The following is an 11,562-nucleotide window of genomic DNA, read 5'->3' as shown; positions in this document are numbered from 1 at the left end:
TGATTTATATTACAGGCGGCAAGATCCGTCGGCAAGGAGGCACGTACCCTTCGCCCCATCCGGGCGCTGCTGTTCCAGATGGTGCAAGTTCCGGGAGGAAACGGGAATGAAACCGCTCACGCCACCCCCGCAGGATGCCGCTTTCCGTCCGCAGCTTTTCCGAAAGGCGCCGGCCAGACCACGCTGGCAGGGGTTCGCCCTGATCGTGACCGTTCTTTTGCTCGCGGTCGGATTTGCCTTCTATCTTCTGGTTGCTGCCGGTGATCTTGTCGACGAACAGCATTTCTTCGTCGGCATCGTCATTGCGGCGCCGGTGGTGACTTTCGGGCTGCTAAGCCTTGACTGGGGAGGCTTGCGGCGCCGCTTTGGCAGGCGGGGGAACCGGCAATGAGGTTGCACCGCAAGCGGATCGTACCACCATCGGAACCGGCCCCGGCAGGGCGGCTGCGCCAATGCCTTTATCTGGCGGTGGCGGCGGGCATTGCCTTCTTCATACTGCGCAGCCTGTTTGACTTCCTCGTTTCCCGCGGGATTATCGATGAGAAGGACGCCGCCGGGTTGTTCATGCTGTCTTTGCCGGTAGCACTAGCGACGATCATCGGGGCAATGCCGTTCGGCAGCCGTTAGGCTGGCCCTCCAGTCCCCCGGCCACTGATGCCGACCTGCTCTGTCACATAGTTTGCGCTGCGGCTTATTCCGTCTGCTGCAGCATGGCGCGGATCATCATCGCCATCTTTTCCGCCCCGCCGGGGCGGTCGATCTGGCGGCGCAGGCTGTCGACCATGCGGGTGGTGGCCTGCTGGCGGGCACCGGGGCTGCGCTCGATGGAAAGGCCGCCGCCAAGGCTGGAGGGCAGGCCGGCAGCGCGGCCGGGCTGGGACGGCTTGCGGGTCGTGGGCAGGGCGTATCGGCGGGTGGTGTCGTCCTTCATGACGGGCATCCTCTACCTGAAAGGGCGGCCCGCCGGAGCGGCCGCTGGCGCGGGCATCTTGCCCGACAAGAAATGTATTTTCGTAAAATTTTAATAAAATAGCAAATCCAAACAGGCGGACGGTTTGTTTCGTGCAGCGGCGTGCTTCCGTCCTTCCTGCCCGTGTCCTTGATGCCGCGGCGGACATTTTCTGACGTTCCGGCGCGTGCGGAAGCCAATCGGGGGCTTGCGTTCGACAAAAAGGGGGCCTAACTCACACCGTCCGGGCGTTTGCCAGAAAAGTGGCCTGCGCCCGGAACTGGTGAAACCCGCACCTTTTGATGCCGCCCATCTGCGGCGGCCGAGGTGCAAACTGGCTCGTTTTGAGAAGGAACCCGATCATGGGCTACAAGGTGGCTGTCGTCGGCGCGACGGGTAACGTCGGTCGCGAGATGCTCCAGATTCTCGCCGAGCGCAACTTCCCCGTCCGCGAGGTTGTAGCGCTCGCTTCGCATCGTTCTGCTGGCAGCACGATTTCTTTTGGCGAGAAAACCACCCTTAAAGTCCAGGATCTCACTAAATTCGATTTCACCGGCACCGACATTGTCCTGTCGTCGCCGGGCGCCTCGGTGTCGAAGGAATTCAGCCCGAAGGCCGCCGCTGCCGGTGCCATCGTCATCGACAACACCTCCTACTGGCGCATGGACCCGGATGTTCCGCTGGTCGTGCCGGAGGTGAACCCGCAGGATCTCGACTGGGCCCACAAGAAGAACATTATCGCCAACCCGAACTGCTCGACCATCCAGATGGTGGTGGCGCTGAAGCCGCTGCATGATCTGGCCAGGATCAAGCGCGTGGTTGTGTCGACCTACCAGTCCGTTTCCGGTGCTGGCAAGGAAGGCATGGATGAGCTCTTTACCCAGACGCGCGGCATCTATGTGAACGACGCTGTCGAGCGTACCAAGTTCACCAAGCAGATCGCCTTCAACGTCATCCCCCATATCGATGTGTTCATGGAGGATGGCTACACGAAGGAAGAGTGGAAGATGGTGGTCGAGACCAAGAAGATTCTCGACCCGGCCATCAAGGTGACGGCGACCGCGGTGCGCGTGCCGGTGTTCATCGGCCACAGCGAGGCTGTGAACATCGAGTTCGAGCGCCCGGTCACGGCTGAAGAAGCCCGTAATGCCCTTCGCAAGGCACCGGGCATCTCCGTCGTCGATCACCGTGCCGACGAAGGCTATGTGACGCCGCTGGAAAGCGCCGGTGAGGATTCCGTGTTCATCTCCCGTATCCGCGAGGATGCGACGATCGAAAACGGTCTCAACATCTGGGTGGTGGCGGACAATCTGCGCAAGGGCGCGGCGCTCAATGCCGTGCAGATCGCAGAAGAGCTGCATCGCCGGGGTGCTCTGGCCAAGAAGGCGGCCTGATCGCCCTCAAGGCTTTCAGGATGTGAATGAAGACCGGCCCGCCCCTTAAAAGGCGGGCCGGTTTGTTTATGGCCGCCGGGAAAACCCGCCTCATCCCTCTGGCCCAGGAACGCAAGCAATATTAGTGGAAGTCGAGATTGTGTTCTCCTCCACGCGCAGCCTATCATGCTAGGGCGCTGCCGGCGGGCATGAGACTTGCCGGCCTACAGCGCGGTGGCAGGAAGCCCGTGAAAGTGGGGAACGGATGGCAGAGCTACCGGCCAAGGCCGACACAAGCCCGACCAGCTCCGGCGAAGCAACCCGCCTTGCGGCCCTGCGTGCCCTCAATATTCTCGATACCAGCCCCGAACCTGCCTTTGACGAAGCCGCCCGCCTGACCGCCGCACTGCTCAAGGCGCAAATGGGCGGTGTTTCCTTCATCGACAGCGAGCGCCAGTGGTTCAAGGCCCGCATCGGCTTTGACATCGCTTCCCTCGACCCACGGTTTTCCTTCTGCTCGTGGACGCTCCTGCAAAGCGAGATCCTGGAGATACCCGACCTCAGCGCCGATCCGCGTTTTGCCGATAATCCGTTTGTCACCGGCGAGATGGCGCTTCGATATTATGCCGGCATTCCGATCCGCGCGCCCGATGGCGAGCCGGTAGGCACGCTGTGCGTGTTCGACCGCGAGGCGCGGGCGCCGATGGGCGCCACCGAGCGCGAGCTGCTGACCCATTTCGCCTCTACCGTGGAGCGCGAGCTGGAATTGAGGCTGGTGCTGGGCGAGATTTTGCGCTCCCGCAAGGCGCTGGAGCAATATAGCGAGGCGCTGGCCGGGCAGCTGCGCATGCTGGCCCATGATGTGCGCTCCCCCTCCCATGCTGCCATCGGCTTCAGCCAGCTGCTCGACATGCTGGCGGAGGAGGGCGAGATCGATGCCGGGCAGGTGCGGGAATTTTCCGGCCATATCCGCCAGGCGGCCCGCTCCATCGTCGATATTGCCGGCATGGCCCTGACAGCGCTCGGCACCGAAATTGCGCATCCGGAAGCGCGGCTGCAAGGCCATGGGCCGGTAGCGCTCGATACCGTCATTGGCAATTGCATGACAATGCTGCGGCCGCTGGCGCGCATGCGCAACGTTACCGTCTCGGCCTCGCTGGGCAGTGCCCTCATCGATTACGACGAGGCACGGCTGCGGCAGATGGTGATGAATCTTGTCGATAATGCGCTGCGCCATGCGCCGTCCGGCGCCATCGTGAAGCTGACGCTCAGGAAGGAGGGCGACAAGGCCCGTTTCTGTGTCAGCAATCCCGGCCAGTTACCCGCCCTGATGGAGGGGCGGCTGTTCTCCACCGTACCGCTGCCGGCAACACGCAAGGATGGGTCAATCGGCTTCGGGCTTGGGCTTTCCATCGTTCGTACGCTGGCCGAAGAGGCCGGTGGCGGCGTGGGATACAGCGAGGAAGACGGGGAAGTGGCGTTCTGGGTGGAGTTGCCGGTGGTGCAGGCCTCTACGGCAGAAGGGACGCCGCGCGTCGGCGGCCAGAGTTAGCCCCCCGGTCCGTTGACCTTGGTCAGCTACCCTCAGTTCGGCCGGCGCAGGGTGGCCGGTTTGCGGCGGGAGGCATCGCGGATGGCTTCCCGCACATCTTCTTCGCTTACACGATCCCGGTTCATCATGATCCGCACGATCGGATCGGCCAGCATTTCATCCAGCGTCAGTTCGCGCGGCGGGGCTTCGCCTCCATACATCGCTCGTTCTCCTGCCGGGCCCCGGAGGGCACTTAAAAGGCATGTTACAATTGATATTGAGAATTAATCTCAAAACTAACTCCCTGCCGCAAGAGGCTTTTTAGAGGCAGCTCCTGCCCGGGAAGCGTTGGGCGCATCTCTAACGCACAAATGGGTCAGAAGGATGAAGCGGGAAGTGAGTTTGCGTGACAGCGCCCCGCTTTTCGTGGGGCACTTCACAGTGGCGCCTCTGGCGGCTCCGGCGGCTTGGGGGGGCGGCGGCTTCCGCCACGGGCGAACCAGCAGAAGAAGTTCAGACGTTTTCCGGGCGGAACCGGCCGGGCGGTGCGGCGAGAACATCCTGCGCCGCAACAAGGGCAAGCTCACGCTCCCCGCTCTTGTGCGTTGCTTCGATGACGCTGAAGACGGCATTGGCGGTGTGGGCCAGCGCCTCGGGCGGGGCCTCGCCGGCAAGCAGGGTACCAAGGAAGAGCGCGGCCGTCAGGTCCCCGGCGCCGTTCAGCGGGCGCGCCAGCGGCAGCATGGGGGTGGCGATCATCCAGCAGCCCTCACGGCTTGCCAGCAGCATGCCGATCTCTCCATCCGTCAGCGGCAGGCTGGTGACGAGGATGAGGCGCGGGCCGCGAGCGATGAGGGCGGCGGCTGCCTGCTTCACCTCTTCCAGCGTGGTGGCGGGCAAGCCGGTGAGCCAGGAAAGCTCGAAGCGATTGGGGGTCAGGATATCGGCGGCGGGTACGGCGCGGTCGCGCAGCAGTTCGGCCACCGGCTGCGGCAGGAAAAGGTCGCGTCCGTCATCCCCCATCACCGGGTCGCAGCAATAAAGCGCGCCCGGCCGTTCGGCGCGGATGCCGGCAAGGGCAGTAAGCGCGGCATCGGCAAGCGCGGCCGAGCCGAGATAACCGGTGAGCAGCGCATCGCAGCGCCCAAGCGCCCCGCGCGCCTTCAGCCCCTCCATCAGCGAGAGCACATGGTCCGGCGGCAGCACCATGCCGGTCCACTCGCCATAGCCGGTATGGTTGGAGAATTGCACCGTGTGGATGGGCCACACTTCATGTCCCAGCCTTTGCAGCGGCAAGACTGCCGAGGCGTTGCCGACATGGCCGAAGACGACATGGGACTGGATGGAAAGGATGTGCTTCATCGCTAAAGGCTTCGTGTAACGAAAAGAGAGTGGGGAGAGCCGGTGGAGAAGGCGCGCGCGGTCAGGAAGGTTGGGCCGAGGAGACCGCGCCGCCGAGGCGAGGCATCGAGGGCAGCAGGTGCATGGCCTCGATGGTGAGGGCGGCGATCTCCGGTGCGCGTTTGGCGAGCTTCAGCGCGATGGCCATTTTTTCTTCCGCCACAGCCGTCTCGATCTCGGTTGCCAGTTCCGCCAGCGCCACGGCGCCGAAGGTGCGGGCGCTGGAGCGTAGCGTATGGGCCTCGATATCGGTGCGGTCGATATCGCCGAGCCCGGCGGCTTCGGCAAGGCCGTCGCCGCGGGTGCGGATCTCGTTGATGAAGGAGCGCACCAGCGCGGGGAAGGCCTCGCGCTCCACCTGGCCGGCGAGTTCGTCGAAGAGGCGGGCATCGACCAGCGGCAGATCGCGCCCGCCCAGCTCCAGCGTGCGGCTGATGCGGCGGGCGACACGGGGTGCCGCCTCGCTGCCATCGATATGGTCGAGGATGGTTTGCAGCAGCAGATCGCGCTCGACCGGTTTGGAGAGGTAGGCGTTCATGCCAGCCTCTATCGCCCGCTCGCCATCGCTGGACAGCAGGTTGCCGGTAAGACCGATGATCGGCACCTGACCGAGCGGATCGGGCAGGCTGCGAATGGCGCGGGCGGTGGCGGCGCCATCCATGCCCGGCATCAGCATATCCATGAGGACGACATCGATGCCGCCTTCGGCCAGCTTTTCCAGCGCCGCTTCGCCACTCGCCACCACTTCTACCGTGCTGGCCACTCCTTCCAGCATGGCGCTGACCACCAGCTGGTTGGTGCGGCTGTCCTCTGCCAGCAGAACGCGCACCGAAGAAAGGCGCTCGCGCTGGCTGTCGGCCACCGGGGCGCTGGCCTGGCGGCGGGCGCGGCCCTCCAGCGCGTCGATAATGCGGCGGTCGGTGAGCGGGCGCGGCACCAGCGTCATGCCCTGGGGCAGGCCCGGATGATCGGTGGCGGTCAGCATGCCGGTCAGGGTGACGATACGGCTGAGCCAGGCTTCGGCGCCGGCAATACCGCCGGCCGGCCACAGGCCGCCATCGATGACGAGCAGCAGGGAAGCATCGCCGGCCATGGCGGCTACGGCCTCCTGCGGGGTGGAAATCTGCACGATGCTGGCGCCATGGCTGATCAGCCCGGCTTCCAGCGCGCTGCGGGTCAACCGCTCCTGCAGGAAAAGCGCGACACGGCGGCCGGCAAGAGCGTGCGGCACCTCAAGCGGCTCCGCGGCCGCGCGCGCCGGCAGGCGTAGTGGCAGGGTGACGTAGAACCGGCTGCCTTCGCCCGAACGGCTCTCCACCCGGATGTTGCCGCCCATCAGGTCGGTCAGGCGCTTGCAGATGGCAAGGCCAAGACCGGTGCCGCCGAAACGGCGCACAATGGTGCTTTCGCCTTGCATGAAGGCGTTGAAGAGGTGGGGCTGCACCGTCTCGCTGATGCCGACGCCGCTGTCCTCGACCATGATTTCGACGGTATTGCCGCCGGGTCCCAGCCGGTGCACGCGCACGGCAAAGCCGCCTGCCTCGGTAAATTTGACGGCATTGCCGATGAGGTTGAGCAGGATCTGCCGCAGCCGCCCGCTATCGCCAAGGATGCGGGGCGGGATATCCGGTGCAATGGTGCCGACGACCTCCAGTCCACGTTCGGCGGCGGAGACCGCCATGAGGTCGAGCACGCTTTCCACGAGGCCGCGCAGGTTGACGCCGGTTTGCACCAGTTCCAGCCGCCCGGCCTCAAGGCGCGAGAAGTCCAGAATATCGTTGATGACGGTAAGCAGCGCCTCGCCGCTATCGACCGCCACTTCGGCAAAATGCGCCTGCTCGCTGTCGAGCCCGCTGTCCTGCAGCAGCTTGACCATGCCGAGCAGGCCGTTCATCGGCGTGCGCAGCTCATGGCTCATCATGGCGAGGAACTCGGATTTGGCGGCGTTGGCGGCCTCCGCTTCCTCGCGCGCGCTGCGCATGGCGGCATCCAGTTCGTCGCGGCCGATGGCGCTGCCGATCATGGCGGTGGCGGCCTTGATCGCCTCTATCTCGCGCGGCTGCCAGCGTCGGCCGTGCCCGGTCTGCAGCACCGCCAGCGAGCCCCAGCGAACCTTGCCAACAAAGATGGGAACCAGCAGCAGTGTTGCGGCCCCCAGCCTTTGCATCCACTCGCGCATCTGGCCATTCAAGGCCGTCGGGTCCACTTCCACCACCTCGCCCTGGTCGAGGAAGGGAGATATCTGGCGCAGCCAGTCCGGGCTGAGGTCCACCCGTTCGAACAGGTCAGCCCGCTTCACCTGCCCTTCCAGATCAGGACTGACCCAGGCGTGGGTAGTCCATTTGATGGGGCGGCCTTCTTCATCCTGGCCGAGGCGGGTCGTAATAACGGCACTGACATCAGCCGCCTCCCCGAGCCGCGCCAGAACCTCTTCGATGCAGGAGCGCCAGTCGCCCTGCAGGAGAAATTGCTGGGCGGCGTGGGAGACGGCGCCGAGAATGCCGTTGGCATGGCGGATCTCGGTAATGTCCGAGCGCAGGGTAACGGTGCAGCCATCCTGCATGCGCCGCTCCGAAACCACCACCCAGCGTCCGTCGCGGGTGCGCTGTTCGGTGGTGGAGGTGCCGCTGTTGAACGCCTCCAGACGGCGCCGGATCCAGCCTTCCGGATCGACTTTGGCCTGCGGGAAAATGCCTTTTTCCACACCGTCGCGGACGAGATCCTCGAAGCTGACGCCGGGGCGGATAATGTCGCTGCCACCCACACGCATCGCCCGGTAACGGGCATTGCAGAGGATGAGGCGGCCGTCGGCGCCATAGATGGCAAAGCCGTCGTCAATCGCCTCCAGTGCCTCCTTCAGGCGGGCCTGGGCGGCTTCGGCCTGGCGGTAAGCGCTGCGTTCGCTCTGCGAGCGCTCATAGAGCATGACGGTGAGGATGAGCCCGACGCCCAGAAGGCCGACCATGCTGCCGATCAACAGGGGGAGTTCGGTGAAATTGGTGACGATGTCGTCATCATGGGCGGCGAGATCGAGCACGAGGCGCACGACCATGGCGATGTTGAGCAGCGCCAGTGCAGCAAACACGACGAAGGTGATGATCACGGGCAGCGCGGAACTACGCTGTCCGAGGGACGAAGCGGCGATGCCGCCTTGCGTGTCTGTGGGCACGGGCTCAGTCATGGCCGGTCCGCGCGTCCCCACGCTCAGTCGAAGCCGCGCGCCGGATGGGCATCCGGTCGCTGCAGCCAGTTATCCGCAGGATAGTCGGCCGTACCATCCACCACATGCAGGGTGTAGGCATGGCGGCTGCGGGGGGAGCGGTTGGGGCCGCTCAGATGCGGCAGGAGGCCGTGCAATACGACCAACGTCCCTTTCTTCACTTCCAGCGGGACATAAGGCGCGGTGCCGGTGAATTCCGGGAACGGCGTCTCATCCAGTATATCCATGCGCACCGTATCGCCCTGGCGCCGGAACAGCTTCTTGAGGCCCAGCCTGTGCCCGCCGGGCAGCGCCCACAGGCAGCCATTTTCCAGCGTGGCATCCTGCAGGGCAAACCAGAAGCCGGTCACCGTCATCGGCTCGGTATAGAGAAAGGTGCTGTCCTGGTGGCACACCACCTCGCCGCCGATGAAGGGCTGCTTGAAGATATACATGGACTGCATGAGGCGCGGGTCTGCGAGCCCAAGGTCATGCGCCAGTGCCGCAAGGCGCGGCTGGCGCGAGAAGGCGGAGAAGACCGGATCCAGATCATGCTGGGCATGGCCGAACTTGTTGATCGATAGCGCCTTGTCCTGCTTCAGCCTGCCGGCCTCATCGAAGGCCTCTTCCTCGAAGAAGAAGCGGATGTCGTAGCCCGAGCCGAGGAAGTAGCTGTCGGTGGTGCGGCTCTGGTTCTTCGTGGAGAAGACCGACTGCACACTGCCGGGATCGAAGGCGTCCAGCAATTCCACCGAACGGTGGATCAGGCTGTCGCAGGCGGCCTCCGGCACAAAATCTTCCAGCACCAGAAAGCCGTCGCGTTCCCAGGCCGCCCGCTGGCTGCGGGAGAGCACGGCAAGCGGCTCGGTTTCGGCAAGGGCGGTCATGGCGCGGAGGCTCCCGGGAAGATGGTGTGGCAGCGTGCCGTTATGAGGATAAGGCTTTGACAAACCAATGCTGAACAATGGCCCCGCTGCCCGGCGGGTGCAACAGTGTCGATGCGGCAGGGGGCTTTGATGCGCGGCGGCAACCTCCCGCGGCGACCCCGCAAAAGGCCTTTGAAAGCCTCTTGCCATGGCTGGCTGTTTGCGACTATGTTCCGCGCCGCCTGAAAGGGCCGCCGGTGTAGCTCAGTTGGTAGAGCAACGCATTCGTAATGCGTGGGTCGGGAGTTCGAGTCTCTTCACCGGCACCATAATGTTGAGGCTGCAAGCAGGGCCGCGGGTGTTTGGTGTTTGCCTGCTGAGCGGAAGCCGATCGAGCTTTATGCGGCTCAATATTGATGCCGAGCGAAAAAAGGAGGCCAGCATTTGCTGACCCCCTTTTAATCCGACCCTTCGTGGCTAGGCATTACTTGGCTTTTGCCTTGCTCCGATTGGGCGCCTGCGTCAATGCCGATCCTGACACGCTTTTAACAGCTTTTGACGATTTGGGATTCGATAGCAGCTTGGCAGCTTTCGATGCCACGGCTTTCGACGTTTGTTCGTTCTTAGGCATTTTTTCCTCGTTTTCTGTTAGGCGTACTGGATGAGTTTCCAGGTCACCGCCCGTCCGGAATATGGGGGCATCCTGTTTCCTTTAGCTATTGGTGCGGTGGTGGAGGGAAAGTCATCGACTTTCCATACCCCGCTTTCGGGGCAGATTTCTCCGGTTCGTGCGGTTGTGCCTAGTGGAGCACGAGTCGCCATCTTGAGCATTTTAATCTCCGTATGGATGTGGTTGTTCGGTCTAAAGGCCACATTCGTATCAATATATCTGACGTTGGTGGTTGTCAACGATTTGGTATAAATTCGTATCAGAAAAACGAACGGCGCACTTCGAAGGGGTGCGCCGCTTTGACTCTAGGAGGTATTAAGTGTCTGTTGCCGCAAGACTTCGCGACCTACGGATGAAAAAGGGAAGGTCCTTGCAGGAGGTTGCCGAAGCTATTGGCGTATCGAAAACTCATGTGTGGGAGCTCGAAAAGGGGCGTGCCGAAAACCCGTCACTAGAAATGCTCACGAAGCTGTCGGACTATTTTGGAGTTACGATCCGCTCCTTGGTTGGGGAGGACCTGGAGAACTCTTCAGATGAAAAATTAGTTAGAATGTTTCGGCAGGTTGGTGATTTGACTGAAGCGGACCGAGATATTCTTGACGATATGATCCAATCATTACGTCGAAGGCGATCTGATAATGGCTCTCAAAATTGATCGTATGGAAATTGATGACGTTGGAGGAAATCCGCGAAAATTAGCTGCATCTATCATCAAGCAATTGCCCGAAACGTCTGGGGCTATACCGGTTCGGGAAATAGCAGAGGCCATTGATATTTATGAAATAAAAGAAGCTGTGTTAGACGGCCTTGAAGGGGGGTTAATAGTTGCCGAGGACAAGTCAGAGGGCGCTATTCTTGTTCGTAGCGACCGACCAGAACGGCGTAAACGGTATACAATTGCCCATGAAATTGGGCATTACGTAAATCCATGGCACAAAGCGAGCAGTCCGGAGGGGTTTCGGTGCCGGTCGAGCGACATGCGGCTGGATAGGTATAAAAAAAACGACCCATTCGCCCAAATGGAAGTGGAGGCTAATGAATTTGCGGCGGAGCTCCTTATGCCGATCGCCCAACTGAAGCATTTTTTAAAGGGGAAAAGCGGAGCAGATATCGGCCAAATACTTGGAATATCTGATCGATTTGATGTTAGCCGGGAGGCGGCTGCTCGGCGTTTTGTAGATTTTTCCGAAGAGCCCATTGTGATCCTGTTTTCACACGATGGCGTCATACGTTATGTAAAAAGCAGCGAGGACGCCCCCAAGATTAGTGTTTGGGGAGGGGATAGGTTGCCATTGGCCTCTCTTTCGGTCACTTATCCCGCTAAAATAGGTAAGGTAACTGGGTGGGAAGAGGTGCCGGGCCATGTGTGGCTGGAGCGCTCTAGAGGATATACTGTGTATGAACAAACGCTTTCCCAAAATAATAAATTCAGAATGACTCTATTGAGTTTTGAAAAAGAAGAAGAGGAGGAGGGTGATTGGGTAGAGCCGATATTTAGGAGGTGATTTTTATTTTAAAATATGTTTTGTCGATATATCAATGTTTTTATTTTGATGTCTTTTTTTTGGCTTTA

General features: G+C 61.8%; 11 protein-coding genes and 1 tRNA gene. 7 read left to right on the top strand and 5 right to left on the bottom strand.

The window, feature by feature from the left end; all coding sequences use genetic code 11:
• Positions 1 to 106 precede the first annotated feature (106 nt).
• Positions 107 to 391, top strand: coding sequence for a hypothetical protein (locus tag QTL98_RS16360; protein ID WP_445679535.1), 285 nt, complete (start codon positions 107 to 109; stop codon positions 389 to 391).
• Between the two features lie 2 nt (positions 392 to 393).
• Entirely contained in the window at positions 394 to 627 is a 234-nt protein-coding gene (locus QTL98_RS16355; protein ID WP_445679534.1) for a hypothetical protein, read from the top strand.
• A 64-nt stretch (positions 628 to 691) separates the two neighbouring features.
• Here QTL98_RS16355 and QTL98_RS16350 read toward each other — a convergent pair whose 3' ends face one another.
• Positions 692 to 931, bottom strand: coding sequence for a hypothetical protein (locus QTL98_RS16350; RefSeq protein WP_445679533.1), 240 nt, complete (start codon positions 929 to 931; stop codon positions 692 to 694).
• 380 nt (positions 932 to 1,311) lie between these two features.
• Between QTL98_RS16350 and QTL98_RS16345 the strand changes: the two genes are divergently transcribed.
• Positions 1,312 to 2,343, top strand: a complete 1,032-nt coding sequence (locus QTL98_RS16345; protein ID WP_445679532.1) for an aspartate-semialdehyde dehydrogenase — start codon at positions 1,312 to 1,314, stop codon at positions 2,341 to 2,343.
• 244 nt (positions 2,344 to 2,587) lie between these two features.
• A complete protein-coding gene (locus QTL98_RS16340; RefSeq protein WP_445679531.1) occupies positions 2,588 to 3,874 on the top strand; it encodes a GAF domain-containing sensor histidine kinase in 1,287 nt (428 codons plus the stop codon).
• A gap of 32 nt (positions 3,875 to 3,906) precedes the next feature.
• Here QTL98_RS16340 and QTL98_RS16335 read toward each other — a convergent pair whose 3' ends face one another.
• From QTL98_RS16335 to QTL98_RS16320, 4 genes are all read right to left on the bottom strand, one after another.
• A complete protein-coding gene (locus QTL98_RS16335) occupies positions 3,907 to 4,074 on the bottom strand; it encodes a hypothetical protein (protein ID WP_445679530.1) in 168 nt (55 codons plus the stop codon).
• 292 nt (positions 4,075 to 4,366) lie between these two features.
• Positions 4,367 to 5,215 (bottom strand): pyridoxal kinase PdxY, encoded by an 849-nt coding sequence (gene pdxY, locus QTL98_RS16330; protein WP_445679529.1) that lies wholly within the window; start codon positions 5,213 to 5,215, stop codon positions 4,367 to 4,369.
• Between the two features lie 61 nt (positions 5,216 to 5,276).
• Positions 5,277 to 8,435 carry an ATP-binding protein gene (locus QTL98_RS16325; protein WP_445679528.1) on the bottom strand — a complete coding sequence of 1,053 codons (3,159 nt, stop codon included), beginning with the start codon at positions 8,433 to 8,435 and terminating at the stop codon, positions 5,277 to 5,279.
• A 23-nt stretch (positions 8,436 to 8,458) separates the two neighbouring features.
• The gene (locus QTL98_RS16320) at positions 8,459 to 9,340 is read right to left on the bottom strand and encodes a phytanoyl-CoA dioxygenase family protein (protein ID WP_445679527.1); all 882 of its coding nucleotides are present in this window, start codon (positions 9,338 to 9,340) and stop codon (positions 8,459 to 8,461) included.
• A 232-nt stretch (positions 9,341 to 9,572) separates the two neighbouring features.
• On the opposite strand from QTL98_RS16320, the gene QTL98_RS16315 reads away from it, so the two are divergent.
• From QTL98_RS16315 to QTL98_RS16305, 3 genes are all read left to right on the top strand, one after another.
• Positions 9,573 to 9,648: transfer RNA gene (locus tag QTL98_RS16315), tRNA-Thr, on the top strand.
• 660 nt (positions 9,649 to 10,308) lie between these two features.
• A complete protein-coding gene (locus QTL98_RS16310; RefSeq protein ID WP_445679526.1) occupies positions 10,309 to 10,644 on the top strand; it encodes a helix-turn-helix domain-containing protein in 336 nt (111 codons plus the stop codon).
• Entirely contained in the window at positions 10,628 to 11,494 is an 867-nt protein-coding gene (locus QTL98_RS16305; protein ID WP_445679525.1) for an ImmA/IrrE family metallo-endopeptidase, read from the top strand. Before QTL98_RS16310 ends, QTL98_RS16305 begins: the two co-directional genes overlap by 17 nt.
• Positions 11,495 to 11,562: the final 68 nt, after the last annotated feature.

The organism is Radicibacter daui (genome assembly GCA_030657355.1).
In the GTDB taxonomy this organism is placed as follows: domain Bacteria; phylum Pseudomonadota; class Alphaproteobacteria; order Radicibacterales; family Radicibacteraceae; genus Radicibacter; species Radicibacter daui.
The sequence above is the reverse complement of the archived record's forward strand: the minus strand, read 5'-3'. Positions and strand labels throughout refer to the sequence as shown.

What these genes read in the sequence shown, in the direction of transcription:
- QTL98_RS16360 (WP_445679535.1), top strand. Translation starts at nt 107, where the DNA reads ATGAAACCGCTCACGCCACCCCCGCAGGATGCCGCTTTCCGTCCGCAG.
- QTL98_RS16350 (WP_445679533.1), bottom strand. Translation starts at nt 931, where the DNA reads ATGAAGGACGACACCACCCGCCGATACGCCCTGCCCACGACCCGCAAG.
- QTL98_RS16345 (WP_445679532.1), top strand. Translation starts at nt 1,312, where the DNA reads ATGGGCTACAAGGTGGCTGTCGTCGGCGCGACGGGTAACGTCGGTCGC.
- QTL98_RS16340 (WP_445679531.1), top strand. Translation starts at nt 2,588, where the DNA reads ATGGCAGAGCTACCGGCCAAGGCCGACACAAGCCCGACCAGCTCCGGC.
- QTL98_RS16335 (WP_445679530.1), bottom strand. Translation starts at nt 4,074, where the DNA reads ATGTATGGAGGCGAAGCCCCGCCGCGCGAACTGACGCTGGATGAAATG.
- pdxY (WP_445679529.1), bottom strand. Translation starts at nt 5,215, where the DNA reads ATGAAGCACATCCTTTCCATCCAGTCCCATGTCGTCTTCGGCCATGTC.
- QTL98_RS16325 (WP_445679528.1), bottom strand. Translation starts at nt 8,435, where the DNA reads ATGACTGAGCCCGTGCCCACAGACACGCAAGGCGGCATCGCCGCTTCG.
- QTL98_RS16320 (WP_445679527.1), bottom strand. Translation starts at nt 9,340, where the DNA reads ATGACCGCCCTTGCCGAAACCGAGCCGCTTGCCGTGCTCTCCCGCAGC.
- QTL98_RS16305 (WP_445679525.1), top strand. Translation starts at nt 10,628, where the DNA reads ATGGCTCTCAAAATTGATCGTATGGAAATTGATGACGTTGGAGGAAAT.